At 57.9% G+C, this 26051-nt stretch carries 22 protein-coding genes, 1 tRNA gene and 1 riboswitch; of the genes, 14 read left to right on the plus strand and 9 right to left on the minus strand.

Annotation, left to right across the window (positions count from 1 at the left end; genetic code table 11):
- Window positions 1-167: 167 nt before the first annotated feature.
- From PGS25_RS09360 to PGS25_RS09370, 3 genes are all read left to right on the plus strand, one after another.
- Window positions 168-2549 (plus strand): diguanylate cyclase, encoded by a 2382-nt coding sequence (locus PGS25_RS09360; RefSeq protein WP_270418417.1) that lies wholly within the window; start codon window positions 168-170, stop codon window positions 2547-2549.
- 14 nt (window positions 2550-2563) lie between these two features.
- A complete protein-coding gene (locus tag PGS25_RS09365) occupies window positions 2564-2911 on the plus strand; it encodes an Hpt domain-containing protein (protein WP_270418418.1) in 348 nt (115 codons plus the stop codon).
- A 255-nt stretch (window positions 2912-3166) separates the two neighbouring features.
- Entirely contained in the window at window positions 3167-4048 is an 882-nt protein-coding gene (locus PGS25_RS09370) for an aldose 1-epimerase family protein (RefSeq protein ID WP_270418420.1), read from the plus strand.
- A gap of 51 nt (window positions 4049-4099) precedes the next feature.
- Here PGS25_RS09370 and PGS25_RS09375 read toward each other — a convergent pair whose 3' ends face one another.
- The gene (locus PGS25_RS09375) at window positions 4100-5368 is read right to left on the minus strand and encodes a 2-hydroxyglutaryl-CoA dehydratase (RefSeq protein ID WP_330671883.1); all 1269 of its coding nucleotides are present in this window, start codon (window positions 5366-5368) and stop codon (window positions 4100-4102) included.
- Window positions 5346-8327 carry an acyl-CoA dehydratase activase gene (locus tag PGS25_RS09380; protein WP_270418421.1) on the minus strand — a complete coding sequence of 994 codons (2982 nt, stop codon included), beginning with the start codon at window positions 8325-8327 and terminating at the stop codon, window positions 5346-5348. Before PGS25_RS09380 ends, PGS25_RS09375 begins: the two co-directional genes overlap by 23 nt.
- Window positions 8328-8579: 252 nt before the next feature.
- Window positions 8580-8684: riboswitch (SAM riboswitch) on the plus strand.
- A gap of 80 nt (window positions 8685-8764) precedes the next feature.
- Between PGS25_RS09380 and metK the strand changes: the two genes are divergently transcribed.
- The gene (gene metK / locus PGS25_RS09385; RefSeq protein ID WP_270418422.1) at window positions 8765-9952 is read left to right on the plus strand and encodes a methionine adenosyltransferase; all 1188 of its coding nucleotides are present in this window, start codon (window positions 8765-8767) and stop codon (window positions 9950-9952) included.
- Window positions 9953-10969: 1017 nt separating this feature from the next.
- Here metK and PGS25_RS09390 read toward each other — a convergent pair.
- The 7 genes from PGS25_RS09390 to PGS25_RS09420 all read right to left on the minus strand — a co-directional run bounded on the left by PGS25_RS09390 (window position 10970) and on the right by PGS25_RS09420 (window position 16166).
- Entirely contained in the window at window positions 10970-12337 is a 1368-nt protein-coding gene (locus PGS25_RS09390; RefSeq protein ID WP_270418424.1) for an MATE family efflux transporter, read from the minus strand.
- Window positions 12334-13095: a uridine phosphorylase gene (gene udp / locus PGS25_RS09395; protein WP_270418426.1), complete on the minus strand. Its 762-nt coding sequence runs from the start codon at window positions 13093-13095 to the stop codon at window positions 12334-12336. The genes PGS25_RS09390 and udp overlap by 4 nt, the downstream gene beginning before the upstream one ends.
- A complete protein-coding gene (locus PGS25_RS09400) occupies window positions 13089-13283 on the minus strand; it encodes a DUF951 domain-containing protein (RefSeq protein ID WP_117751980.1) in 195 nt (64 codons plus the stop codon). The genes udp and PGS25_RS09400 overlap by 7 nt, the downstream gene beginning before the upstream one ends.
- Before the next feature lie 212 nt (window positions 13284-13495).
- Window positions 13496-13969 carry a 2-C-methyl-D-erythritol 2,4-cyclodiphosphate synthase gene (gene ispF, locus PGS25_RS09405; protein WP_270418427.1) on the minus strand — a complete coding sequence of 158 codons (474 nt, stop codon included), beginning with the start codon at window positions 13967-13969 and terminating at the stop codon, window positions 13496-13498.
- A 1-nt stretch (window position 13970) separates the two neighbouring features.
- Entirely contained in the window at window positions 13971-14687 is a 717-nt protein-coding gene (gene ispD, locus PGS25_RS09410; RefSeq protein WP_118360805.1) for a 2-C-methyl-D-erythritol 4-phosphate cytidylyltransferase, read from the minus strand.
- A gap of 232 nt (window positions 14688-14919) precedes the next feature.
- Window positions 14920-15498: a site-2 protease family protein gene (locus tag PGS25_RS09415; RefSeq protein WP_270418429.1), complete on the minus strand. Its 579-nt coding sequence runs from the start codon at window positions 15496-15498 to the stop codon at window positions 14920-14922.
- Window positions 15495-16166: a M23 family metallopeptidase gene (locus PGS25_RS09420; RefSeq protein ID WP_270418431.1), complete on the minus strand. Its 672-nt coding sequence runs from the start codon at window positions 16164-16166 to the stop codon at window positions 15495-15497. The genes PGS25_RS09415 and PGS25_RS09420 overlap by 4 nt, the downstream gene beginning before the upstream one ends.
- Before the next feature lie 379 nt (window positions 16167-16545).
- Between PGS25_RS09420 and PGS25_RS09425 the strand changes: the two genes are divergently transcribed.
- From PGS25_RS09425 to PGS25_RS09470, 10 genes are all read left to right on the plus strand, one after another.
- Entirely contained in the window at window positions 16546-17730 is a 1185-nt protein-coding gene (locus PGS25_RS09425; protein WP_270418432.1) for an ABC transporter substrate-binding protein, read from the plus strand.
- A 365-nt stretch (window positions 17731-18095) separates the two neighbouring features.
- Window positions 18096-18977, plus strand: a complete 882-nt coding sequence (locus PGS25_RS09430; RefSeq protein WP_270418433.1) for a branched-chain amino acid ABC transporter permease — start codon at window positions 18096-18098, stop codon at window positions 18975-18977.
- Between the two features lie 12 nt (window positions 18978-18989).
- Window positions 18990-20072, plus strand: a complete 1083-nt coding sequence (locus PGS25_RS09435) for a branched-chain amino acid ABC transporter permease (RefSeq protein ID WP_117488748.1) — start codon at window positions 18990-18992, stop codon at window positions 20070-20072.
- A gap of 3 nt (window positions 20073-20075) precedes the next feature.
- Window positions 20076-20834, plus strand: coding sequence for an ABC transporter ATP-binding protein (locus tag PGS25_RS09440; protein WP_270418434.1), 759 nt, complete (start codon window positions 20076-20078; stop codon window positions 20832-20834).
- A 17-nt stretch (window positions 20835-20851) separates the two neighbouring features.
- Window positions 20852-21559 (plus strand): ABC transporter ATP-binding protein, encoded by a 708-nt coding sequence (locus tag PGS25_RS09445; protein WP_118285663.1) that lies wholly within the window; start codon window positions 20852-20854, stop codon window positions 21557-21559.
- A 216-nt stretch (window positions 21560-21775) separates the two neighbouring features.
- On the plus strand, window positions 21776-22402 hold the full coding sequence (locus tag PGS25_RS09450; protein WP_270418435.1) for a cytidylate kinase-like family protein: 627 nt from the start codon (window positions 21776-21778) through the stop codon (window positions 22400-22402).
- A 635-nt stretch (window positions 22403-23037) separates the two neighbouring features.
- Window positions 23038-23128: transfer RNA gene (locus tag PGS25_RS09455), tRNA-Ser, on the plus strand.
- 355 nt (window positions 23129-23483) lie between these two features.
- Window positions 23484-24464, plus strand: coding sequence for a DUF4373 domain-containing protein (locus PGS25_RS09460; protein WP_270418436.1), 981 nt, complete (start codon window positions 23484-23486; stop codon window positions 24462-24464).
- Window positions 24465-24521: 57 nt separating this feature from the next.
- Window positions 24522-25619 (plus strand): flagellin lysine-N-methylase, encoded by a 1098-nt coding sequence (gene fliB / locus PGS25_RS09465; protein WP_270418438.1) that lies wholly within the window; start codon window positions 24522-24524, stop codon window positions 25617-25619.
- Window positions 25620-25797: 178 nt separating this feature from the next.
- Entirely contained in the window at window positions 25798-26010 is a 213-nt protein-coding gene (locus PGS25_RS09470; RefSeq protein ID WP_270418439.1) for an S-layer homology domain-containing protein, read from the plus strand.
- Window positions 26011-26051: the final 41 nt, after the last annotated feature.

The raw sequence follows: 26051 nt of genomic DNA on the forward strand, positions 1-26051 counted from the left end.
GTTATCATACTAATGGATTATTTTAGCGTTATCCCTGCCGGTTTTCTGCCCTGCAGACTTCGGCTTTTATGCATGCAGATGCATGCAGGAACACGATTTGTTTTATGCGGCCTGTGATCAATCAATCACGGTATCTATTGCTTGACCGGCAGGAGGTTTTAGCACGAATGAAAGAGAAAAGCACGATTCTGATCGTAGATGATTCCGAGCTGAATCGCACGATCTTAGCCGATATTCTTGGTGATGAATACAATTTTATCGAGGCAGAAAACGGCGCACGCGCGATCGAGTTGCTGCGGGCGCACACCGATATCGACCTTATCCTGCTGGATATGGTCATGCCGGAGATGAACGGCTTTGACGTGCTGACCGCGATGAACAACAACCGCCAGATCGAGGATATCCCGGTGGTGATGATCTCGGCGGAGAACGGCATCGAGCACATCGAGCGCGCGTATGACCTTGGCGTTACCAACTATATCAGCCGCCCGTTCGACCGCATGGTCGTGCGCCGCCGCGTGGTCAACGCGCTGATACTGGCCGCCAAGCAGAAGCGGCTGATGCGGCTTGCCGCCGAGCAGATTTACGAAAAAGAAAAGATCAGCGACCTGATGATCAATATCTTCAGCCATATTGTCGAGTTCCGCAACGGCGAGAGCGGCCCGCATGTGCTGCACATCCGCACCATCACCGAGGTGCTGCTGAACCGCCTGGTGCAGAAGACCGACCGCTATTCGCTGACGCAGGAGGATATTCAGCTGATCTCCAATGCGTCCGCGCTGCACGATATCGGCAAGGTCAGCATTCCGGATGAGATCATCAACAAACCCGGCAAGCTGACAAAGGAAGAGTTCGAGATCATGAAGTCGCACACGACGGTCGGCGCGGATATCCTGCACGACCTGCCGTTCTCGAATGAGGAGCCGCTGCTCAAGACCGCGTATGAGATCGCGCGCTGGCACCATGAGCGCTACGACGGCCGCGGCTATCCGGACGGTCTGACCGGCGAGGAGATCCCGATCGCGGCGCAGGTCGTTTCGGTTGCCGATGTGTACGACGCGCTGACAAGCGTGCGCTGCTACAAGTCCGCGTATGACCACGAGACCGCCCTGCAGATGATCGTAAACGGCGAGTGCGGCACGTTCAATCCGCTGCTGCTCGAGTGCCTGCTCGATGCGTCGCTGCAGATCAGGGAGCGTCTGCGCGAGGCGAACGAGGGATATATGCACAGCACGGCGCACACGCAGCAGCTTTCGGCCGAAATGATGCTCAAGAAGGCGACGCCGCAGGTCGGGCGCTCGATTCAGGCGCTCGAGACCGAGCGTATCAAGACCGACTTCTTTGCCAAGCAGTCCTGCGGCATTCAGTTCGACTATGATGCGGCAACGCGCACCATCTCTGTGACGGACCACACGGATACGCTGCCGTTTGCCAGCCGTCTGTATGATGCGGCGGATACGGAAAAATTCACGATCTTCAGCAAGGATGACCTTCACCGCCTGGAAAACGCGCTGTATGTTACCACGCGGGATGCTCCGGATGTCAGCATGCCGATCACCCTGCGGTTTCCGGAGAACGGCTGGGAACACGAGTACATGCTCGCGGCCCGTGCGCTCTGGTCGAGTGACGCCAAGCCGCGGTATCTCGGCGCTGTCGGTCAGTTCCGCGAGATGCAGACCGATATCATGCTGCCGGAAATGGCGCTGCCGGATTCCGGCGCTGTCACCGGCAGGCAGCTTGCGGCTTCAATGGAGGGCATGAGCCGTATTTTTGATGTGGTGCGGCTGGTTGATCCGAAAAGGGGCGAAATCCTGCAGCTGAATGCGGACGGCACATTCTCGGACCGCGTCCTACCGTGCTCTCCGGTGTGGAATCACGGAAAAAGATGCAGCAGATGCATTTCCTGCTGCTGCATGGAGGACAAGACGCACATGAGCAAGCTGGAGCTTACCGACGAGTGCGCGTATCAGCTGATTTCGCGCTATCTGGTCGTGGACGGACGCGAGTGCGTGCTCGAGCTGGGCAGCCGGCTCAGCGACAGCGTTTGGGTGACGAGCGGCGGACGGCAGTTCCGGCTGGATGCCTCGCACGGAGAGGATTTTTATCTGGATCCGGTGACGGGCGCGTACGGGCGCCGCTACCTCGAGGACCAGCAGCCCGAGCTGGAAAAGGCGGAGGCGCTGGCGGTGATCGACATTGACCACTTTAAGAAGATCAACGACGAATACGGCCACCTTGCGGGCGACGCGGTGCTGCGGCACGTTGCGAATGTCATTCTCGCGCGCGTCAACACAGCGGACACACTCGTCCGCTACGGCGGCGATGAATTTGTGCTGCTGCTGTCGCATATCCCGGCGGAGAAATTCCGTTCGACACTCGAGCACATTCGGGGAGCCGTGTACACGACCGAAATACCGCAGTACAAGAATATCCACCCGACCGTCAGCATCGGCGGTGTGTATCAGGCGCATCCGCTGGTCGAGGCCATCCGCCGGGCGGACAAGCTGATGTACTGGGCAAAGCAAAAGCGCAACGACGTACAGACCTGAGGAGGAGTACATACATGAATCTGGAAGAGTTTTACGCACAGATCGGCGGCGATTATGCGGATACGCTGCAGCGCCTGTGCAATGAGAACATGGTGAAAAAGTTCGTGAAGAAGTATCAGGACGACCCGACCTGCGCCAACCTGCACAACGCGGCCCTGCAGCAGGACTGGGAAGCTGCCTTTCGCGGTGCGCATACCATCAAGGGCGTAGCGCAGAACCTTGGCTTTGAGCGGCTGTATCAGGTCAGCGCTGTGCTGACCGAGGCCATGAGAGGCAATAAGCCGCTCGAGGACAGGAGCCTGCTCGACGCTGTGGAGCAGCAGGATGCCGCAATCCGCAGAGCGATTTCGGAGCTGGAGTAAAAGCAAAGGACGAACCGTTGGTTCGTCCTTTTTTCTTGACTTTACCGGATAAAGTGGGTATCCTGAACTTAAGGTAATACCACATAATTGAACAAGAGCGATTTACGAGTAAATTTTGCGTACTGACAAGACGCGGTTTTGCGGTAATACTTGATGTATTACCGTGAAATCGCAACGAAGTCAGGACACAAAATTTCCGTAAAGCGCCGCAGCTTTAATTATGTGGTATTGCCTCAAGTAAAGGAGGAAAAACCCATGCAGGTATTGGAAAACGAACGCTTTCGCGTGGAAATTAACGAATTCGGTGCCGAGCTGACCCGCTTTACGAGCAAAAAGGACGGCACGGAGTACGTCTGGAAGGGCGATCCGGCGGCATGGAAACGCCATGCGCCCATTCTGTTCCCGATCGTGGGACGGCTCAAGGACAAGACCTACACCGTGGACGGCAGACCGTATGAGATCACGCAGCACGGCTTCGGGCGCGATCTGGAGTGGCAGGCACAGAAAATCAGCGGCACCTGTGCGGAATTCACGCTCACGCCGAGCGAGTACACGAAAAAGATGTATCCGTGGGATTTTATCTGCACCGTGCGCTATACTTTGGACGGAAATGCGCTGAAAAAGGAGCATATCGTCAAGAATACGAGCGATTCCGTGATGTATTACGAGGTTGGCGGTCATGACGCCTACACGCTCTGCTGGGAGGACGGCGAGAAGATAACCGACTACTATGTGGAGTTTGAGGGCACGGACGCGCTGAGCCGCATTGCAACCGACGAGAACGTCATGCTGACCGCCGACCGCGTTTCCGTTCCGCTGACCGACGGCAGGCTGCCGATTTCCCGTGAGCTGTTCGCAAACGATGCGGTTATGACCGAGGGTCTGCCGTTTCGCACGGCGACCATTGCCAGCAGCAAAAATCACCGCCGTGTGACGATGGACTTCACCGACTTCGACTATTTCGCGGTGTGGAGCCCGTATAAGGATTTCGAGGTGCCGTTCGTCTGCCTCGAGCCGTGGAGCACCCTGCCGGACGGCAATCACCTTGACCATGCCATTGAGCACAAGCAGGGCATCCGCAAGCTGCATCCGAACGAAAGCGAAACCCTGACGTTCACCACCATCATCGACGAGTAATGCACAGCCTGTGCATAAAAAAGAGGACTGCGTTTGGCAGTCCTCTTTGCTTTACTCTGCGCTCGAAAGCATGAGCTTGATTCTGTTCTCCTGGTTAATTTTCGATGCGCCAGGGTCGTAATCCACCGCGACGATATTCGCCTGCGGGTACACCTCGCGGATCTTTCGTATCATGCCCTTGCCCGCGATGTGGTTCGGCAGGCAGCCGAACGGCTGGGTGCAGACGATGTTGGTCACGCCCTCGCTGATCAGCTCGACCATTTCGGCGGGGAGCAGCCAGCCTTCGCCCATCTTGACACCCTGACCGATAATGGCGTGCGATTTTTTGCGTACCTCGTCAAACGGCATCGGCGGACGGAAATGACCGTCTTTCTTCATCATTTTGATGATATCGGCCTGCTTGCCGAGCACAAACTGGTACACCATTTTGTAGACGGCGGCGGTTTTGCCGTTGCGGCCGTACAGCTCGTGGTCGATGACCGAGTTGTAGATGCAGTACAGGCAGAAGTCCATCAGACCGGGCAGCACCGGCTCGCAGCCTTCGCTGAGCAGGAATTCTTCCAGACGGTTGTTGCCGAGCGGCGAGAACTTGACGTAGATCTCACCGACGATGCCGACCAGCTTTTTCTTCTGCGTTTTATCCAGCTTCAGCTTGCCGAATACGGTCAGCACGAACCGGAACAGGTGCTTTACCTCGCCGTAGCGCACCATGCGCTCGCCGGTGAAGCGCCCCGTGACCGCGTCCATGCAGATGTCGATCGCCTTGTCGGTCGAGCCGGGCACGACCTCGTACGGACGGCACTGGTTGGCGACCATCATAATCAGATCACCGATCAGAAGCGCGTACGCCACCTGCACGAGCATGGTCTTGGTCAGCTTGAAGCCGGGGTTGCTCTCCAGACCGGAAAAGTTCAGCGAAATGACCGGAATAAAGCCGTAGCCGTTCTTTTCCAGTGCCTTGCGGAGCAGATGGATATAGTTGGAGGCACGGCAGCCGCCGCCGGTCTGCGGCAGGATGAGCGCGATTTTGTGAATGTCGTACCTGCCGGATTCGATCGCGTCCATCAGCTGACCGATGACCAGCAGGGCGGGGTAGCAGGTGTCGTTGTGCACGTTGCGCAGACCCTGCTCCGCGATGTTCGGACCCTCGGTGTGCAGCAGCTCCATGTCGTAGCCGTAGTTTTTCATTAGGCGGCAGATGAGTCCAAGCTGCACGGGCAGCATGTTCGGCACCAGTATCTTATAGGTTTTTCGCATTTCCTCCGTGAACTGCGGGTAGGAATATGCGGGCGTTGCCTCAGGCGTTTTGCTGTTCTGCAAGCTTGCGTCCCTCCTCTACGGCGGCCAGCATGCTGCGGATACGGATTTTTGCCGCACCGAGGTTGCTGATCTCGTCGATTTTCAGCTGTGTGTAAATTTTGCCGCCGTTTTCGCAGATGGCGCGAATCTCGTCGGTCGTGATGGCGTCAATGCCGCAGCCGAAGGACACCAGCTGGATGAGCTGGGCGTTCTCCTTCTGGGTGACGTACTTGGCTGCGCCGTACATACGCGAGTGGTATGTCCACTGGTTGAGAACGTGTACCTCGGGTGCATCGGTCAGCTGCCAGACCGCATCCTCGGACACGATGACCAGACCGAACGACGCGATCAGCTGGTCGATGCCGTGGTTGATCTCCGGGTCAACGTGGTACGGACGGCCTGCAATAACGGCAACGTCAAGGTCGTGCTCGTCCGCGTAGCGGATGGCGCGCTGACCCTCGATGCGAACGTCAATGTAGTATTCGTCCTGCGCCATGTATGCGTCCTCGACAGCGGCGATGACCTGCTTTTTCTTGATCTGCGGGTACTTGCCGCAGAAATACTTAACGGCGTGCTTCGTGAAGTGCTTTTTGTCCGCGAGTTCAAAGTACGGCATCATAAAGTCGAAGTCCGCGAGTGCGGAGACGTTCGCCTTCAAAAGCTCCGGATAGTAGGCAACGACCGGACAGTTATAGTGGTTGGTCGCGCGTTCCTCATCGAGGTTGTAGGTCATGCACGGATAGAAGATCGCGTCCACGCCCTTTTCAAGCAGGTTCTCGATGTGGCCGTGCATCAGCTTTGCCGGATAGCAAACCGTATCGGATGGGATGGAATGCTGTCCCTGCATGTACATATCGCGGGTGGAAACGTCGCTGAGGACGGTCTCGAAGCCGAGTTTACGCAGAAATGCCGTCCAAAACGGCAGCAGCTCGAAGTTATTCAGTCCGAACGGCAGACCGATTTTTGCAATCGGGTTTGCGATGCCGGACGGCTTGCCGTAGCTTTTCAGCTTTTCCAGCTTCCATTTATAAAGGTTGGGCAGGTCGGCCTTTTTCGTGCCGCCGAGCGGACGCTCGCAGCGGTTGCCCGAAATGAAGCGGCGGCCGCCGCCGAAGTCGTTAATCGTCAGATTGCAGTGGTTCTCACACAGACCGCAGCGCGTGGAGCGCACGTTGTGCTCGAAGCCTGCGAGGATATCCGTGCCGATGAGCGTGGTGGTGTCCCTGCGGTTGTCCTTGGCGTGCAGTGCTGCACCGTATGCGCCCATCAGACCCGAGATAGCCGGGCGGGTCACGTCGCGGCCGATTTCCTGCTCGAACGAGCGCAGGATGGCGTCATTGAGGAACGTGCCGCCCTGTACAACGATGTGCTGACCGAGGTCGTCCGGCGAGTGGGCGCGGATAACCTTGTACAGCGCGTTCTTGACAACGGATACCGACAGACCGGCGGAAATCGCATCAATGCCCGCGCCGTCCTTCTGCGCCTGCTTGACGGACGAGTTCATGAACACCGTGCAGCGCGAGCCGAGGTCGATGGGGTGCTTTGCAAACAGACCCAGCTTGCAGAATTCCTCGATGGAGTAGCCCATCGAGCGGGCAAACGTCTCGATGAACGAGCCGCAGCCGGACGAGCACGCCTCATTGAGCGAAATATTGTCGATGCATTTGTTGCGGATTTTGAAGCACTTGATGTCCTGACCGCCGATATCGATGATGAAATCAACATCCGGGCAGAAGTGCCGCGCCGCGCGGAAGTGCGCGACCGTCTCGACCAGACCGAAATCCACGCCGAAGGCGTTCTGGATGAGCGCTTCGCCGTAGCCGGTGACCGCCGAGGACACGATATGTACGCGGTCGCCGCACAGCTCGTACAGGCGGGTGAGCTGCTCGCGGATAACGTCCGCCGGATTGCCCTTGTTGGACTGGTAGTGGTGGAACAAAATCTGGTCGTCCGCACCGATGAGCACCAGCTTGGTGGTGGTGGAGCCGCAGTCGATGCCGAGGTACGCATCGCCCTCGTACATGGTGACGTTCTGCGTCATGACATCGTGCATGGCGTGACGGTGCTTGAATTCCTCGTACTGCTGCTCATCCTCGAACAGCGGCGGCAGGTAGTTGGCAACGACCGGAGCGTCCGCCGCCTTTTCGAGCGCCGCGAGCAGCGAATCGACCGTGTAGGTCTTCTGCGTGCCGCCTGCGTACTCCGCCGCGCCCGCCGCGATGGCATACGGCGCGAGAGCCGGGAAGTGCGCGTGCGCGTCATCCAGCTTCAGCGTCTCCTGAAAGCGCTTCTGCAGACCCTTGAAGAAGAACAGCGGACCGCCGAGGAACAGCACATCGCCCTTGACCTCGCGGCCCTGCGCCAGACCGGCAATGGTCTGGTTGACGACCGCCTGAAAGATGGACGCGGCAACGTCCTCCTTGCGCGCGCCCTCGTTGAGCAGCGGCTGAATATCCGACTTGGCGAATACGCCGCAGCGGGACGCGATGGTGTAGATGCGCTCCGCGCCCTGTGCCAGTTCATCGAGCTCGGACGGCGTAACGTCCAGCAGGACCGCCATCTGGTCGATGAAAGCGCCGGTGCCGCCCGCGCAGGAGCCGTTCATGCGCTCCTCCAGCTGACCGGTGAGGAATACAATCTTCGCGTCCTCGCCGCCCAGCTCAATGACAACATCAGCCTGCGGAACGTGCACGCCTACCGCCTTGCGGGTGGCGAACACCTCCTGTACAAAATCAATATCCGCGGCCTTCGCCACGCCTAAACCGGCCGAGCCGGTGATCGAACAGCGGAGGGGTGTGTCCTCGCCGATGAGCTCGCGCGCCGCGCGCACCAGCTCGACCGCCTTTTCACGCACCTTGGAAAAATGCCGTTCGTAGTGCTTGTGGATGATCTCTCCATCGCGGACAACGACGATCTTAACGGTCGTTGAGCCGATGTCGATTCCAACATTTACATTCATAATACCCTTGATCTCTCCCATAACAAAACAGAGCGCCGTTCAGGCAATAATAAGGTATCGCCCTGGCGCAAAGTGAATGCGGGTAAGTGCTGCCGTGCGTCAGCCTGAGAAGGCCATATGATGTGATAAATATGCAGGGCAAATTCTTACCTCTATTACTATAACGGTGCAAGCGGAAAATGTCAATGCGGCGATTTTCTCCTTGGATGCCGAAAATACCCCTTGACAAAGCCGGAAATTTTATATAAAATATACGGCGTAAGTGAATACATGTCCTTATCGAGAGCGGTGGAGGGAACGGCCCTGTGAAACCCGGCAACCTGCGTTGTTTTGCAACGTAAGGTGCCAAATCCGGCGTAAGAATACGAAAGATGAGGGAGCAAAACGAACTTTTCGCTCCCGCTGAGGAGCGTTTTTTAATGCTCTGAAAATGAACTGGAGAAAGGAACTGATACTTAATGGCACATCATTTTTTCACCTCGGAATCGGTTACGGAAGGCCATCCCGATAAAATCTGCGACCAGATCTCGGACGCGATCCTTAACGAGATTTTAACGCAGGATCCGTATGCCCGCGTAGCCTGTGAGACCACCTGCACCACCGGTATGGTTCAGGTAATGGGCGAGATTTCCACTTCCTGCTATGTGGACATCCCGAAGGTTGTCCGCGACACGGTTCGTGAGATCGGCTACGACCGCGCGAAGTACGGCTTTGACTGCGACACCTGCGCTGTCCTGACTGCGATCGACGAGCAGTCCGCCGACATTGCACTCGGCGTTGACAACTCCCTCGAGCGCAAGGAGGGCGCCGCTGAGGCCGACCTCGCCATCGGCGCAGGCGATCAGGGCATGATGTTCGGCTATGCGTGTGATGAGACCAAGGAGCTGATGCCGCTGCCGATCTCTCTGGCGCACAAGCTGGCAAAGCGCCTGACCGACGTTCGCAAGAACGGCACGTTCGACTATCTGCGTCCGGACGGCAAGAGCCAGGTTACGGTTGAATATGACGAGGACAATCAGCCCGTCCGCGTGGATACGGTTGTTATTTCCACCCAGCACAGCCCGGAGGTGTCCCTCGCGCAGATTCGCGAGGACATGATCGAGCAGGTGGTAAAGAAGGTCATTCCGTCCCATCTGCTGGATGAGAATACCAAGTATTTCATCAACCCGACCGGCCGTTTCGTCATCGGCGGCCCGCACGGCGACTCCGGTCTGACCGGCCGTAAGATCATCGTTGACACCTACGGCGGCATCGGCCGTCACGGCGGCGGCGCGTTCTCCGGCAAGGACCCGACCAAGGTGGACCGCTCGGGCGCGTATGCGGCTCGCTGGGTTGCGAAGAACATCGTTGCGGCAGGTCTGGCAAAGCGCTGCGAGATTCAGCTGGCGTATGCCATCGGCGTTGCCGAGCCGGTTTCCATCATGGTAGAGACCTTCGGCACAGGCGTTGTTGGCGACGATGTGCTTGAGAAGGCCGTAGAGAAGGTGTTCGACCTGCGTCCGGCAGCGATCATCGAGCAGCTTGACCTGCGTAAGCCGATCTACAAGCAGCTGGCAGCCTACGGCCACATGGGCCGCGAGGAGCTTGGCGTCAAGTGGGAGAATACCGATAAGGTTGAGGCGCTGAAGGCAGCGGTAAACGGTTAATTTGCGCTGAAATTGCATAGAAAAAGGCTCTGGAGCATATCCAGAGCCTTTTTTTGTATCTCAAAATTTCGCGGCAGGGATTGACCGGGGCACGCGAACTGCGTAAGCGTGTTCGTCCTTTCCGGGCGGGAAGTTTTTCGCTGAGATTCAGCGGGGGATTCGCCGTCTGCGGACGGCGGGAGTGACGCCGTACCCACGGCGGTGGGCAAAAAGGAAGGACAACCTGCGGTTTTCCTTCCTCTTTGAACTCCTACCTTTCCCTTGCTTCCTAATCCGGCGCAGATTCCATATATGTGACCGCTTTGAAAATAGGGAACGGCAGAGGATTTTTTCTTCCGTGTTTTTCGCAACCTGTTCGCAGTGTCAGATACCGTTCTGCTACACATGTGATTAAATCAACGCAGGCGCAACATGACCGTGTTGCGCAATTCGTGAGCGCGTTGTAATAGACAGCACCTGCGAAGATAAATAGTATCAAACGCCTAATCCGTAGGTGCCGTCCGGTATAACACGTTAAAGAGTTGCGCGACACGGGTATGTCGCGCCTGCGTGGATTTAACCGTATGTGTAGCAGTACGCTATCTGTGAACTGCGAAAAGGCGGAGAAAGACACGCTGCGGTAACCCGACTGCCGTTCCTTTTTTTCGCAGCGGTCACATGTCGGCAATCTGCGCCAGACTATCCAAGGGAAAGGGGTGATTCACAAGAGGGTGGAAACCGCAGGTGTCTACCCTCTTGTGCGCCCGCGCGGCGTCAGCGCACGTTCCCGCGCTCCGCAGAGCGCAACTCCCCGCTGAATCTCAGCGAAAAAGACTGCCGCCCGGATAGGGTGAACCGCGTGCGCGGTTCAAGTACCCCGCTGGGGCGGTGCTGAAAAAGGCTGCCGCCCGTCAGGGGCGAACACGCTTGCGCAGTTCGTGTACCCCGCTCAGCCGATGCTGAAAAAGGCTGCCGCCCGGATAGGGCGTAGCGCTACGCGCCTCGTGTACCCCGCACAGCCGATGCAGGGAAATTGGTTCACATATCTCGCGTGATCTGCCGAAACCGCAGCAAAAACAGCGTTGTCGTTGTAGCCGCGGCTAATAAATCCGCGACCGGCTCTGCGAGGAACACAGCGAACAGCTTATCCGCGAAAAAGTGCGGCAGGATTAAAATAAACGGTATCAGCAGGAAAACCTTGCGCTCGAGCGCGAGAAAAAGCGAGATTCTCGCCTCGCCGAGCGCCACAAACGACTGCTGGAATCCGGTCTGGAACGCATTGGTAAATCCAAGCGCAAAGTACACGCGCAGCGCCCAGATGGTGCGTTCGACCAGCTCCTCATCCGAGGTGAACAGATGCACGACCGTATGCGGGAACAGCTGCACAGCTGCCCAGATCGAAAACGCGAACACGAACGCCGCCGCGAGATTCAGCTGCACGACGCGCTTCATGCGGTCGGGCCGCTTCGCGCCGCAGGCGTAGCTGAGGATGGGCTGCGCGCCCTGCGCCAGACCGGTCAGCGGCAGCTGCACCATTTGCGCCACCGAGGTCAGGATGGTCATTGCGCCGACGGCTGCGTCGCCGCCGTACTTCTGCAGCGATACGTTGAACGCAATGGTGAGCAGACTTTCTGTGGACTGCATGACAAACGGGGACGCACCCAGACCGACCGCGGACGCCAGAAGCGGCCGGTCAATGCGGAAATACGCGCGTTTCAGGCGCAGAACCGTCTGCTTTCCGGTCAGAAACCGCAGAACCCATGCCGCAGACACCGCCTGCGAGATAATTGTCGCCACAGCCGCGCCGCGCACGCCCATTTTCAGCACGAAGATGAACAGCGGGTCAAGCACGGTGTTGAGCACCGCACCGATGACAACGGTTTTCATCGCAACCGAGGAGCGGCCCTGCGCGGTGATGAAGCCGTTCAGACCCAATGACGTCATCACGAAAACCGTGCCGAGAACGTAGAGGTTGAGGTACTGCATCGCGTAGGGCAGGGTGTCGGCAGATGCGCCGAACAGGCGGAGCAGCGGCGCCTGAAACAGCAGGAAAAGTGCTGTCAGCACGAGCGCAAGTGCCCAGAGTGCCGCCGTACACGTTCCGAGAATGCGTTCCGCGCGGTCGTGCTCCCTTGCGCCGAGCGCGATAGACGCCCGCGGTGCACCGCCCATGCCGATCAGCGCCGCGAATGCGGAAATGAGCGTGATGACAGGGAAGGTGACGCCCATGCCGGTCAGCGCCAGCTTGCCTTCGAGCGGGATGCGTCCGATGTAAATACGGTCTACGATGCTGTACAGCAGGTTGACGACCTGCGCCGTGATGGTCGGCAGCGCCAGCCGAAACAGCAGCGGCCCTACGGGTGCTGTGCCGAGGGCCGCTGTCTGCTGATTCTGTTGTTCACTCATGCCTTGCTGTCCTCGCGGATGAGCACGCGGATGGCCTCCACGGCGGCCTTTACGCCGCGCTCGGTGGCGTCAGGCGGGATGGCGGGAGCATCGTCGTTGTCCGCGTTCCACAGCACGTTGAGCACCGCGCCGCACCGAACGTGCAGCACCTGCGCGACGATCATGAGCGCGGCTGTCTCCATCTCGCTGGTGAGCGCGCCTGCCGCCTTCCATGCCTTCCACTTGGCGGTCAGCTCGTCCGCGATTGGCATCTGCGCGGGACGGATCTCGCCGTAAAAGCTGTCCTTGGACTGGACTACGCCTGTGTGATAGGGGAAGCCGAGCGCCTGCGCCGCCTCATGCAGCGCGGAAACAACAGAAAAATCCGCGACTGCCGGGAACTCGATGGGGAGGTACTCGCGGCTCGTGCCCTCCTGACGGATGGCGCCGGTGGCAATGACGATATCGCCGCCCTTTACCTTGTCCACAATGCCGCCGGACGTGCCCACGCGGATGAACGTGTCCGCGCCGCACTCGACCAGCTCCTCCATGGCAATGGCCGCCGACGGGCCGCCGATGCCGGTCGAGCATACCGCAACCGGAACGCCGTCCAGAGAGCCTGTCCACAGCGTGTACTCGCGGTTGTGGGCGATCTGCTTCGGGTCATCGAAATACTGCGCGATCTTCTCGCACCGTGCCGGATCGCCGGGCAGAATGACGTACCGCCCGATATCGCCCTTGGTGATTTGAATGTGCATTTGCTTGCCGTCGATCAACATACGATTTCACCCTCCCGTTCTACGGTTCTGATGTTTTTCTCCGCCTTGCTGCGCGGCAGCATGACCTCATGCCCGCAGCCGAGGCATTTCAGCCTGAAATCCATACCGATACGCAGCACCTGCCACTGCTTGCTGCCGCACGGGTGCTGTTTTTTCATGGTAAGAATGTCGTTTACCTGTATATCCATTGGAATCACTTCCTTTGCTGGGGGCAGCACCGCACAATTAAACTGCGGCGCTTTGCGGAAATTTTGTGCCCTGACTTCGTTACGGCTTTTTGCAATACACAAAGTATTGCTGCAAATCCGTGCCTCGTCAGAACGCAAAATTTGCTCGCAAATCGCTCTTGTTCAATTATGCGGTGTTGCCCCTATTATCCATAATGTATATGTAAGACTGTTCAGATTCGCTCTAAAAGGCACACGCAGTGCGCGGCAATGCCTTGTTTGGAGCCGGTAAAGCCCAGCCCCTCCTCGGTGGTCGCCTTGACCGAAACCTGCTCGACCGCGCAGCCGATGGCGGCGGCAAGGTTCTCGCGCATCTGCAGAATGTGCGGCGCGAGCTTGGGCGCCTGTGCGAGTACGGTCGCATCCAAATTGCCGAGCTGCCAGCCGCTTTCGCGCACGAGTGCGGCAACGTGACGCAGCAGCGCGATGCTGTCCGCGCCCTTGTAGCGCGGGTCGGTATCCGGAAAATGCTTGCCGATGTCACCGAGCGCGAGCGCACCGAGCAGGGAATCCATGACGGCATGCGTGAGCACATCCGCGTCCGAGTGACCGTCCAGACCAAGCTCAAACGGAATGCTCACACCGCCGATGATGCACGGTCTGCCGGAGACCAGTCTGTGTACGTCGTAACCGTGTCCGATGCGCATATTACTTGTCCTCCCTTGTGAGGAGCGCTTCCGCAACGAGAATGTCCTCCGGCGTGGTGATCTTAATGTTCTGGTAGCTGCCGTGGGTTGCCTTGACGATGGTGCCGAGCGACTCGACAGCCGCGCAGTCATCGGTGAAGCTGTAGCCGCGCTCAGCAGCCGAGGTCAGCGCACGGCGGAGCAGGTCCTTGCGGAATACCTGCGGGGTCTGCACCGCGGCAAGCGTGTCGCGGGCGACATCGGCGGCGATATTGCCGTTTTCGATGCGCTTGATGCTGTCCTTGACCGGAACGACCGGCGCGGCAGCACCGCACGCGGCGGCGGTGGTAACCGCCTCGGTGATAACGGCCTCGGAGACGAGCGGGCGGGCACCGTCGTGTACGGCAACGAGCACGGCATTTTCCGGTGCGGCCGTGATGCCCGCGAGAACGGATTCCGTGCGGGTCTCGCCGCCGCGCGTCACCGTGCACAGCTTGTCAATGGAGAAGGCTTTCGCCAGCTCGGTATAGGGCATGATGTCCTGCTCGCGGCAGACGAGCACGATATCGCGGATGGCGGCGCATTTCTGGAAGGCGGAAAGCGTGCGTGCGAGGACGGGTACGCCGTCAATTTCGAGCAGCAGCTTGTTTTCGCCGCCCATACGGCGGGAGGAGCCTGCCGCTACGATAACAGCGCATACGGCGGGGAGATCAGTTTTTTTTCTGCGTTTTCCCAGCATAATTATTCGGTCCTTTCTATCAAAAGGCTTTGTGAGCCCTTTGGTTCGTTTGGATAAATCTTTGTACCGTTATTTTACACGATTTCGGCAAAATTTACAAGGCTTGTGAGAATTTATCGTAGGGCGGTCCGGAGCGGCTTCATCTGCAACGATTATCCCGCAGGGGAGCGCAGTGTGCTCCCGAACAATGTAAAATCGAACGTGTTGTGGGCGAACATGGTTCGCCCTGCGGTTACGCGCGTGCATGCGGGTTGCATGCGGTGCGCCGAGGTCGGCGCACCCTACGGAATGCACTGCCGGTTATCATAATGCCAACGAGCAACAGCCACCCGCCGAATCCCGACTTCCACAGGAGGACGCCGCCCGCAAGGAGGACGAGAACGGACACGCCCGCAATCCCGTTCAGCAGGTGTGTAAACCGTCCGTCCGCGAGGTGCCGGAGCGCCATGCCGCCATCGAGCGGGGGAATGGGCAGCAGGTTGAACAGCCCGAGCAGCGCACTCGCGCCGGCAAGCCGGTACGCGCCGAGCGGGTTCGCCAGTGCGGTGAGCGCAAAGCTGGCCGCCGGTCCGGCGAGGCAGATCGCGGCGCGCGAAAACGGCGATGGCGGCAGGCTGCACCGCAGGACAGCGCCGCAGGCGGTCAGGCACAGGGCGTGCACCGTGCCGCCGGACAGACGAATGACGAAAAGGTGTCCGCACTCATGTACAGCCGCCGCCAGCAGGAAAATGGGGAGCACGCCGCTCTCATCCGCGCACCAGAGCGCAGCCATGAGCACAAGAAAGCCGTCACGAACCTGAATCCGGCTCACAGCGCAAGATAGTCGGCAGGATCGAGCGCCGCGCCGTTGTGCCACAGCTCGAGGTGCAGGTGCGGACCGGTGGCGTTGCCGGTCTGACCGACCTTGGCAATTTCCTGTCCGCAGGTGACGGTATCACCGACTTTGGCGGAAATGCTGCTGCAGTGCGCGTATAAGGTTGCAAAACCATCTGCGTGATCGACAATGATGTACAGGCCGTAGCCGGATTCGCCGGTCTCGCGCACCGTGCCGTCCGCGAAGGCGGTGATGGGCGTGCCCTCGTCCGCGGCAAGGTCAAGCCCGTAGTGGAAGCCCGGCTGACCGGTGATGGGACTGAGCCTGCTGCCGAAAGAGGACGTCAGCGTGCCGGAGGTCGGCGTGGCGTGCTCGAACTCCATCGGATAGACGGTCTGGTCAACCGTGTCGGGGAACAGGGTCTGGTCGCGGTCTAAAATATCGTCCGCACCGCCGGAGGATTCCGCGGGAACGGTATCTGCGGGCATGGCAGAGCCGCCGAATACCGCGAGAACATGGTCCGCGTTTGCCGCGCCGGACAGGGCGGAAGCCGCCTTTTCGCGCACGGTCTGCGCGAAGGGGATATCGGCGTACTTTATTACACCGGCAGCGAGAACCAGCGTTACGATGAATAACAGTCCTTTTCCGTGGCGTTTTTCGGTCATGGGGTACCTCCTTGAAATGTTGCACAGATTGAATGAACACCGCAGGGCGAGGGTACTCCGCCCTACGAATATCTTATGAATAGCGAAGATAGTCTATGATGTTCTCATCGTGAGAAAAAATTTTGCAGGCTCTCCCTGCAAAAATGACGGCAGAATGGAAGTAATTTGCAGGAATCCTTGCAGGGCGGACAAGTGTTCTTGTGAGAAGATACAAAAAACGTAAAGTTACTCAAAAGATAATCAGTAGATTGTCTGAAATTGTATTCTCAGCGCAAAAAAAGTGAGCCGAAATGCGGAAATGGTAGTATAATGTGAAGCATAATCCAAGACACCCGATAGGATATGCCGATTCGGGGGAAACAAAGGAGAAGATTTCACCATGAAGAAAACACTCAGTATGCTCCTCGCCGGCGCGATGCTGGCAACGGCGCTGACCGGCTGCGGCGGTTCCGCTTCGAGCAGCTCCGATTCGCAGAACAGCGGCTCCGACAGCACCGCTTCCGGCACTGTCTTTAAGATCGGCGGCACCGGCCCGCTGACCGGCGCGAATGCTATTTACGGCAATGCCTGCAAGAACGGCGCACAGATCGCGGTTGACGAGATCAACGCTGAGGGCGGCGATATTCAGTTTGAGCTGAACTATCAGGACGACGAGAGCGACGCAGAGAAGGCGGTAAACGCCTACAACACCCTGAAGGACTGGGGCATGCAGCTGTCCCTCGGCTCCGTAACCTCCAAGCCGTGCGAGGCTACCGCCGCTGAGAACTACAGCGACCGCATTTTCGCTCTGACCCCGTCCGCATCCTCCGTTGCAGTAACCGAGGGCAAGGACAACGTATTCCAGATGTGCTTTATGGACCCGAACCAGGGCACCGCATCCGCACAGTACATCGCAGAGCAGAAGCTCGGCACCAAGGTTGCGATCATCTGGAAGAACGATGATGTTTACTCCACCGGCATTCACGACAAGTTCGTAGAAGAGGCAAAGACCAAGGGCCTCGAGGTCGTTTCCGACAAGACCTTCACCGATGCTTCCGCGAACGACTTCTCCGTTCAGCTGAACGAAGCAAAGAGCAAGGGCGCTGACCTGGTATTCCTGCCGATATACTATCAGCCGGCATCCCTGATCCTGACCCAGGCAAACGCAATGGGCTACGCACCGAAGTTCTTCGGCGTAGACGGCATGGACGGCATTCTGACCATGGAAGGCTTTGATTCCAAGCTGGCTGAGGGCGTAATGCTGCTGACCCCGTTCAACGCAGATGCAACCGACGACAAGACCGCTTCCTTCGTTAAGAAGTACAAGGAGCAGTTCGGCGAGACCCCGAACCAGTTCGCAGCTGACGCTTACGACTGTGTTTACGCTTACAAGCAGGCACTCGAGAATGCAGGCGCTACGCCGGATATGTCCGCTGAGGACCTGTGCGACAAGATGATCGAGCAGTTCACCTCCATGACCTTTGACGGCCTGACCGGCGAGGGCATGACCTGGGATGAGACCGGTGCCGTATCCAAGTCCCCGAAGGGCATGGTTATCGAGAACGGCGCTTACGTTGGTATGTAAATTAAGTCTAAGGGGGACGCTGTCCCCCTTAGATACCAAAAAAGTTCCGAAGAAACTTTTTTGGATATCCCCCTCGCCTTTGCACGGCAAAGGCGGTCGCGCCGCCACGGCGCGGGCAGCGGTGTCCCGGACGGGCAAAGCTCGCCCGGGACATATTAAGAACGCAAGGGCGAGTGAAGGAGGTCTGGAAGCAGTCCTCCTTTACCGCTATTTATAAAGAGGTATACCTGTACCGCAGGGCGGGCTGCCCTGCGGAGAAGGTATCATCCACCAAACGTTATGGGGTGGGGCGGTGGCTTGACCATTGCCGAACCACTGCCCCATTTCATAAACAGGAGAAACAAAGATTTGAGGTGTTCCAAACCATGAGCTTTTTGAATCATTTGATCAGCGGCATCAGTCTGGGCAGCATCTACGCCATCATCGCACTCGGCTACACGATGGTTTACGGCATTGCAAAAATGCTGAACTTCGCGCACGGCGATGTTATCATGGTAGGCGGTTATATGTGCTTCTGCGCTACCACCTATCTCGGCTGGCCGGCGTGGATGGGCGTTGTGCTGGCTGTTATTGTCTGCACCGCGCTCGGTGTTGTTATTGAGAGACTTGCCTACAAGCCGCTGCGTATGGCGCCGTCGCTGGCGGTGCTGATCACGGCCATCGGCGTTTCGTACTTCCTGCAGAATGCGGCGCTGCTGATCTGGTCCTCCAACCCGAAGACCTTTACCTCGGTCGTTACCGGCGATGCGCTCAGCCTGTTCGGCGGTCAGATGCAGATCTCCAAGGTGACGCTCGTTGCCATCGCAGCCTGCATTGTCATCATGGTCGCTCTGATGCTGTTCACCGGCAAGAGCAAGGTCGGCACGGCAATGCGTGCGGTTTCTGAGGACAAGGGCGCGGCGCAGCTGATGGGCATCAACGTCAACACGACCATTTCCATCACCTTTGCGATCGGCTCGGGTCTTGCCGCTATCGCGGGCGTGCTGCTGTGCTCTGCGTACCCGACCCTGATGCCGACCACCGGTTCTCTGCCGGGCATCAAGGCATTCACCGCTGCCGTATTCGGCGGCATCGGCTCGATTCCGGGCGCGTTCATCGGCGGCATTCTGCTCGGCATCATCGAGATTTTCGCCAAGGCGTACATTTCCACGCAGCTGTCGGACGCGATCGTGTTCGCAGTGCTCATCGTGGTGCTGCTGGTCAAGCCGGACGGCCTGCTCGGCAAGCACGTCAGCGAAAAGGTTTAAGGGGGCAGTCATATGAACAAGTTAAAATCCTATGCTGCGTCCAAGCGCGGACGTGACACGCTGCTGTGCTTCGGCATTGTCATCATTGCGTACATCATCGTGCAGGCAGCCATCGCGGGCGGCGGCATCTCCAGCCAGATCAAGGGTCTGCTCGTGCCCATCTGCGCGTATGTTGTCATGGCGATCTCGCTCAACCTGACCGTCGGCATCCTCGGTGAGCTGTCGCTCGGCCATGCGGGCTTTATGTCGGTCGGCGCGTTTGCGGGCATTGTCACCACCACCTGTCTGGCGGATGCGATTCCGCTGGCGCCGCTGCGTCTGGCTGTCGCCATGGTCGTTGCCGGACTGTTTGCGGCGATTGCGGGTGTCATCGTCGGCGTGCCGGTACTGCGCCTCAAGGGCGACTACCTCGCCATCGTAACCCTCGCCTTCGGTGAGATCATCAAAAACATTGTAAACGTTATGTACCTCGGTCTGGATGATGCCGGTCTGCATTTCAGTCTGGTCAACCAGAATTTCCAGCTGGGCGACGGCGGCAAGATGATCATCAACGGCCCGATCGGCGTATCCGGCGTCACCAAGATCTCCACCTTCACCTCGGGCGTTGTGCTCATCCTCGTTACGCTGTTCTTCGTGCTGAATTTTGTAAACAGCCGCACGGGACGTGCTGTCATGGCGGTCCGCGACAACAAGATCGCCGCTGACTCCATCGGCATCTCCACCTCGCACTACAAGCTGCTCGCGTTCGTGGTCTCTGCGGCGTTCGCAGGCATGGCGGGCACGCTGTACGCGATGAACTTCTCCACCGTAACTGCAGCCAAGTTTGATTTCAACACCTCCATTCTGGTGCTCGTATTCGTCGTTCTCGGCGGTCTGGGCAACATCTGGGGTTCGATTATCGCCGCAACGCTGCTGACGCTGCTGCCCGAGCTGCTGCGCGGCCTGAGCAATTACCGTATGCTCATCTACGCAATCCTGCTGATTGCAATGATGCTGTTCAACAACTCCTCCTTCAAGGTTCGCCTGCTGGAGAAGCGCGCAATGCGTCAGATGGAAAAGGCCGAAAAGGCCGGCGGCAAGAAGGAGGGTGCGTAAGCCATGGCAATGCTGGAAGTTACTTCGCTCGGCATTTCGTTCGGCGGTCTGCGTGCCGTTGACGAGCTGAGCATGAAAATCGAAAAGGGCGGTCTGGTCGGCCTCATCGGTCCGAACGGCGCAGGCAAGACCACCGCATTCAATATGCTGACCGGCGTGTACCGCCCGACCGACGGCGGCATCCGTCTGGACGGTCAGAACCTCATCGGCAAAAAGCCGCATGAAATCTGCAAGCTGGGCGTTGCCCGCACATTCCAGAACATCCGCCTGTTCTCGCAGCTGAGCGTGTTGGATAACGTAAAAACCGGTCTGCACAATCAGATCACCTACTCGTTCGCAGAGAGCATGTTCCACCTCGGCTCCTACCGCAAAAAGGAGAAGCAGATGGACGAAAAGGCGATGGAGCTGCTGCGCGTGTTCGACCTGGACGGCGTAGCCGACTACAAGGCAGCCAATCTGCCGTACGGCAAGCAGCGCAAGCTCGAGATCGCGCGTGCGCTCGCTACCAACCCCAAGCTGCTGCTGCTCGACGAGCCTGCCGCGGGCATGAACCCGAACGAGACCGAGGAGCTGATGGAGACGATCGAAATCGTCCGTAAGAGGTTCGGCGTAACCGTCCTGCTCATCGAGCATGACATGAAGCTGGTCTCCGGCATCTGCGAGTATCTGTATGTGCTCAACTTCGGCCGTCTGCTGGCTGAGGGCACGCCCAGGGAAGTGCTGAGCAATCCGGAAGTCGTTAAGGCGTATCTGGGCGAATAAGAAAGGAGGAAACAAGTATGGCAATGTTGGAAGTAAAGGATATCAACGTGTATTACGGCCTGATTCATGCACTGCGTGATGTTTCCTTCGAGGTAAACGAGGGCGAGGTCGTAGCGCTTATCGGTGCAAACGGCGCAGGCAAGACCACCACGCTGCACACGGTCACGGGTCTGCTGCCGTCGAAGGGCGGCACGGTGACGTTTGAGGGCAAGGACATTACGCACAAGCCGGGTCATGCTATCGTAAAGCTGGGCATGAGCCACGTTCCGGAGGGCCGCCGCGTGTTCGCGGGTCTGACGGTCGCGGAGAACCTGCGTATGGGCGCGTATACCCGCCCGAAGAATGAGATTCCGGAGTCGCTGAAAATGGTCTATGAGCGTTTTCCGCGTCTGGAGGAGCGTAAAAATCAGGCAGCCGGTACGCTGTCCGGCGGCGAGCAGCAGATGCTCGCAATGGGCCGTGCGCTGATGAGCAAGCCGCGCATCCTGCTGCTCGATGAGCCGTCCATGGGTCTGTCGCCGCTGTTCGTAGGCGAAATCTTCAAGATCATCGAGGAGGTGTCCAAGGCAGGCACCACCGTCCTGCTCGTAGAGCAGAACGCAAAGAAGGCGCTGTCCATCGCGGACAGAGGCTACGTCCTTGAGACCGGCAAAATCGTCAAGACCGGCAAGGCGTCCGATCTGCTGAATGATGACTCTATTAAGAAAGCATACCTCGGTGAGTAAGAGGAAGAAAGGCAGGAGATAGGAGGGAGGAGAGAGGAGTTTATCCGATGATTTATCCGTACCGTAGGGCGCGACGACTCGGCGCGCCGTATAAACCGTATGCATATCGTTACGAACGGCGCGCCGGGGTCGTCGCGCCCTACGGGAAACGTTTATCGTCATCCACTCCTACCTCCTACCTCCTAACTCCTCACTAGAATAGGGGGAGGTTATAAAGTGAAACCATACGTTATCACAATCGCGCGCCAGTACGGTTCCGGCGGCCGCACGGTCGGCAAGATGCTGGCGGACAAGCTGGGCATTCCGTTCTACAACCGCGAGATCATCACCATGGCGAGTGAGGACAGCGGTGTAAATGCCATGCTGTTCTCGGACGAGCGTCTCAAGGGCGATTTCCTGACGCGCCTGCGCGCGCATTATCACGGCAACACGCCCGTGCCGAACGACTCGTCCAAGTCCTACCTCAAGGATGAGGCGCTGTTCGCCTATCAGGTGAAGATCATCCGCCGGCTGGCGGATCAGGGTCCGTGCGTTATGATCGGCCGCTGTGCCGACTATATTCTGGCAGGCCGACCGGATGTTGTGCGCGTGTTCGTCCATGCGGACAAGGATTTCTGTCTTGAGCAGGCCATGAAGGTGGACTCGCTGCCCGAGAACGAGGTGGCAAAGAAGATCGCCGAGATCGACGAGTACCGCGCCCGCTACTACAAGCACCACACCGGCCACGACTGGTATGACGCGCGGAATTATGATCTGTCGCTCAACAGCGGCGTGCTCGGCTTTGACGGCACGGTTGAGGAGATCATCAAGTATATGGAAGTGCGCGAGCAGTTTCAGAAGTAAACAGGGGAGAACCGTCTGTGAGAGCAGGCGGTTTTCTTTTTTGCGTTTGGCGGTTGAAAGGGGCTGCACAGGTTTAATCATTTTGAAAGGATTTACCGTAGGGTGCGCCAAGGTGAATTGCGGCAACGCCGCAAGAGAAGGTGCCCTGGGGTACGACTCGGCGCACCGCATGTAAATTCATTTTCGACGGATATCCCGTAGGGGAGCACATTGTGCTCCCACGCCACTGTTCAATGGGCGCGTGTGAATGGTAAATCCGCCGATGGTTCACACGCACGGACGCAACGGTAACGTCTGTTGTGGGCGAACACTGTTCGTCCCTACGGGATAACGTGTACAGACTGGATAGCAACGGTGCGCCGAGGTCGTACCCCAGGGCACCTTCTCTTGCCCTTTGGGCAATTCACCTTGTCGCACCCTACGGTTATATTTAATCGGTTCCGTTGTTGTTGGATTTGGACGCGCAATGCGCACCCTACGATGTCGTATGCCGCGGCAGGAAAACGGTGCAGATTCGACATGAAAAAACTTTTTCAAAAAAATTAAAAAAAGGGGTTGACGAAACGTGGATTCTGTTATATACTAAACAAGTCGTCAGCGATGAGTCATCAAAAACGACAACAACTTAACAAGATGGAGAGTTGGCTGAGTGGTCGAAGGCGCACGATTGGAAATCGTGTAGGCGTGATGAGCGTCTCTAGGGTTCAAATCCCTAACTCTCCGCCAAAAGTGAGCTGAAATCGTAAGGTTTCAGCTCTTTTTGCATTACCTGTCGCGAAACTACAGTTTCGCCGACAAGGAGGAACGGACCGTAGGCCGTTCCAAAGTCGTACGAAAGTTCCTATGCAGGAACTTTCTCCCTCCGGAAGTGAAAAAACCGAGATACATGCTCCCGGTTTTTTCGGATTGCAGAGCAATCCTATTGAATACGCGCTTACGCGCGGGCTGCGAACAGATTTTAACATCCTCTGACTGTGAACAGGGGATGTTTTTTTTATTTCCCGGAAAATTTTTTTCGGAGTTGACCATTTGTGGTCAATTTTTTATCCGTTCCGGCGGTAGGGTAAAGGGAGGTGCTCACATGGGCAGAAACAGAAAAGTTGGATTGGACTGGTGGCCGCGCGACATCGGCCTGTACCGTGACCCGAAGCTGAGAGCCGCACGGCAGAAATTCGGCGTGCTCGGGCCGTATGTGTACGAATGCCTGCTCGACATTGCCTACGGCGACAAGGGCTACTACATCGCCTACAGCGGCGAGGGCCGCGAGGACACGCTGTGGCAGCTCCGCGAGTACACCGCCGGACTGGAAAACGTGACGATCGAAACACTGGCCGCCGTAGTCGATCAGCTGGTGGTAAGCGGCTTGTTCCATGCTGCGTTATATGAACGCGGCTTTCTCACATCCAAAAGAATACAGATGGGGTATTTCATCGCAACCTTAGGACGAAATGCCCAGCAGATCAACTTTGACATTTGGCTGCTCTCCGAGGACGAAATGAGGGAGAAAAACCCAAGTGGCAAGGCTTTTATTCTGCGCTCCTTTATTTCTCGCCAAGAAAAGGGCATTTCTCGCCAGGAAATCGGTATTTCTCGCCAAGAAAGTACACAGAGCAGAGAAGAGCAGAGAACAGAAGAGCAGAGGACAGAAGAGCAGAGAACAGTAGAGTACAGTAGAGCAGAGCAGACCAGAGAAGAGAAAGCAGTTACGGCTGATTCTGGTCTGACGACCGAACTGGAAGAAAAACTGAATTGTAAGTTTGACCATAATTTCTGTCTGGAACTGCGCAGGCTGCAGAACAAGGGTATGCAACGTGAGGTGTTCTTAGATACCGCCCGACAGACGGCTGAGAATGCACCGCGCAATCCGGCAGGGTATTTCCGCACGCTGCTGCAGAACTGCGAGCGTGACGGCATTCTCACCGCTGAGGATATGCAGAAACGAGCAAAGCCTGCACCGGCACAGCCTGCAATCGGGCCGTCGAGCGAACAGCTGTCCGCGTTTGATCAGGAATGGTACGAGCGGGTCAAGCGGTACACAAGGGAGAAGGCGGTGCCGTCATGACCCTTTTCAACCGCGCCCGTGTCTGCTATAATGAGACAGACAAGAGAGGTGATTAGGATGGGCTACATTCGCCGTCCTGCGTATTACAAGGCATTCCGGTGCATCGGCTCGGCCTGCACGGAAAACTGCTGTATCGGCTGGGAGATCGACGTAGACGAGGATTCCCTTGCGTACTACGAGACCGTTCCCGGCGATTTTGGCGAGCGTTTGCGCGCGAGCATTGCGCCTGCGGACGCGCAGACCGGAGAGCCGGCGCATTTTCGTCTGGACGCCGAGGAGCGGTGTCCGCTGCTGAACGACTGCAACCTGTGCGAAGTGCTGCTTCACTTAGGCGAGGACAAAATGGCGCAGATCTGCACCGACCACCCGCGGTATTACGAATGGTTTTCCGACGGCCGCGAGGACGGTCTCGGCTTGTGCTGTGAGGCCGCCGCCGAATTGATTCTCGCGCAGACCGGCGCACCGGCGTTTGACGTGACCGAGGCAGACGGCGTATCCGAAACCGGCACGGAGGCGGAAACCGAACTCGAGAACGTGCTGTTTTCCATGCGCGATGCGCTGTTCCGGCTGGCGTGCGAGGACGCGCCGTTCGATGACAAGGCCGACAGGCTCTACCGCACGGCAAAGGCGCAGCAGGAGCAGTACGACGACCTGCTGTTCCCGTTCCCCGAGGGGGAGGACGAGGATACAGACGAGACGGACGGGGACACGGTTTCGTGGTCGCAGGCGTTCTGGCGGGAGAGCACGCTCACGAGCCTGCTCGAGATGCTGCTCGGCTTTGAGATCAACAAGGACGACTGGCGCACGCTGCTGACCGGCGCAAAGGCGCGCCTGCCGCAGATTATCGCACGCAGGAATGACTTTTTGCAGGCGTATCAGGGCAAACGCCATGAATACGATAACCTGCTGACGTACTTCCTGTACCGGCACTTTATGAAGGCGCTCGGAGACGACGCCGTGCAGGACAAGGTGCAGCTGGCGCTCGTGAGCACGGCGGTCATTCAGCTGCTCGATGTGTACGAGTGGCTCGCCAAGGGCGAGGTCACGCACTGGGCGCAGATCTGCATTTGCAAGGCGTACTCGCGTGAGATTGAGTATAACGAGGACAATACCGAGCAGCTTGCCGCGTTTTCCGTCCTTGACGAAATGGAATAAAACAGAACACCGCGGACTGGGGGTCTGCGGTGTTTTTGTTTTGCGGTGCTGAATCACAGCGGGGAGGGATTCGCCGCCGTACCCACGGCGTGGGGCAAAAAGGAAGGGACACCTGCGGTTTCCCTTCCTCTTTGAACTCCTACCTTTCCCTAATATCACCCGTGAGCAGCTTGCCGCCATGCTGTACCGCTATGCCGGTGAGCCGGACTGCGCGGCAGACCTGTCCGCGTACACGGACGCAGGCTCGGTTTCCGCGTATGCGGAAAAGGCGGTGCAGTGGTGCGTCAAGAACGGTATTCTGACCGGTAAAACGTCCTCGACACTCGCTCCCAAGGCTACGGCAACCCGCGCGGAGTGCGCGGCAATGCTGCAGCGATTTGCAGAACTCTGACTGTCGCGAAACTACAGTTTTCTTAACACTTTCCGAAATAT

Source organism: Butyricicoccus sp. AM78-15b2TA, assembly GCF_027665985.1.
GTDB lineage: Bacteria > Bacillota > Clostridia > Oscillospirales > Butyricicoccaceae > Agathobaculum > Agathobaculum butyriciproducens.

Excerpts from the sequence above, each read along its gene's own strand:
- PGS25_RS09360 (WP_270418417.1), top strand. The coding sequence starts at position 168 with ATGAAAGAGAAAAGCACGATTCTGATCGTAGATGATTCCGAGCTGAAT.
- PGS25_RS09365 (WP_270418418.1), top strand. The coding sequence starts at position 2,564 with ATGAATCTGGAAGAGTTTTACGCACAGATCGGCGGCGATTATGCGGAT.
- PGS25_RS09370 (WP_270418420.1), top strand. The coding sequence starts at position 3,167 with ATGCAGGTATTGGAAAACGAACGCTTTCGCGTGGAAATTAACGAATTC.
- PGS25_RS09380 (WP_270418421.1), bottom strand. The coding sequence starts at position 8,327 with ATGGGAGAGATCAAGGGTATTATGAATGTAAATGTTGGAATCGACATC.
- metK (WP_270418422.1), top strand. The coding sequence starts at position 8,765 with ATGGCACATCATTTTTTCACCTCGGAATCGGTTACGGAAGGCCATCCC.
- PGS25_RS09390 (WP_270418424.1), bottom strand. The coding sequence starts at position 12,337 with ATGAGTGAACAACAGAATCAGCAGACAGCGGCCCTCGGCACAGCACCC.
- udp (WP_270418426.1), bottom strand. The coding sequence starts at position 13,095 with ATGTTGATCGACGGCAAGCAAATGCACATTCAAATCACCAAGGGCGAT.
- PGS25_RS09400 (WP_117751980.1), bottom strand. The coding sequence starts at position 13,283 with ATGGATATACAGGTAAACGACATTCTTACCATGAAAAAACAGCACCCG.
- ispF (WP_270418427.1), bottom strand. The coding sequence starts at position 13,969 with ATGCGCATCGGACACGGTTACGACGTACACAGACTGGTCTCCGGCAGA.
- ispD (WP_118360805.1), bottom strand. The coding sequence starts at position 14,687 with ATGCTGGGAAAACGCAGAAAAAAAACTGATCTCCCCGCCGTATGCGCT.
- PGS25_RS09420 (WP_270418431.1), bottom strand. The coding sequence starts at position 16,166 with ATGACCGAAAAACGCCACGGAAAAGGACTGTTATTCATCGTAACGCTG.
- PGS25_RS09425 (WP_270418432.1), top strand. The coding sequence starts at position 16,546 with ATGAAGAAAACACTCAGTATGCTCCTCGCCGGCGCGATGCTGGCAACG.
- PGS25_RS09430 (WP_270418433.1), top strand. The coding sequence starts at position 18,096 with ATGAGCTTTTTGAATCATTTGATCAGCGGCATCAGTCTGGGCAGCATC.
- PGS25_RS09435 (WP_117488748.1), top strand. The coding sequence starts at position 18,990 with ATGAACAAGTTAAAATCCTATGCTGCGTCCAAGCGCGGACGTGACACG.
- PGS25_RS09440 (WP_270418434.1), top strand. The coding sequence starts at position 20,076 with ATGGCAATGCTGGAAGTTACTTCGCTCGGCATTTCGTTCGGCGGTCTG.
- PGS25_RS09445 (WP_118285663.1), top strand. The coding sequence starts at position 20,852 with ATGGCAATGTTGGAAGTAAAGGATATCAACGTGTATTACGGCCTGATT.
- PGS25_RS09460 (WP_270418436.1), top strand. The coding sequence starts at position 23,484 with ATGGGCAGAAACAGAAAAGTTGGATTGGACTGGTGGCCGCGCGACATC.
- fliB (WP_270418438.1), top strand. The coding sequence starts at position 24,522 with ATGGGCTACATTCGCCGTCCTGCGTATTACAAGGCATTCCGGTGCATC.
- PGS25_RS09470 (WP_270418439.1), top strand. The coding sequence starts at position 25,798 with ATGCTGTACCGCTATGCCGGTGAGCCGGACTGCGCGGCAGACCTGTCC.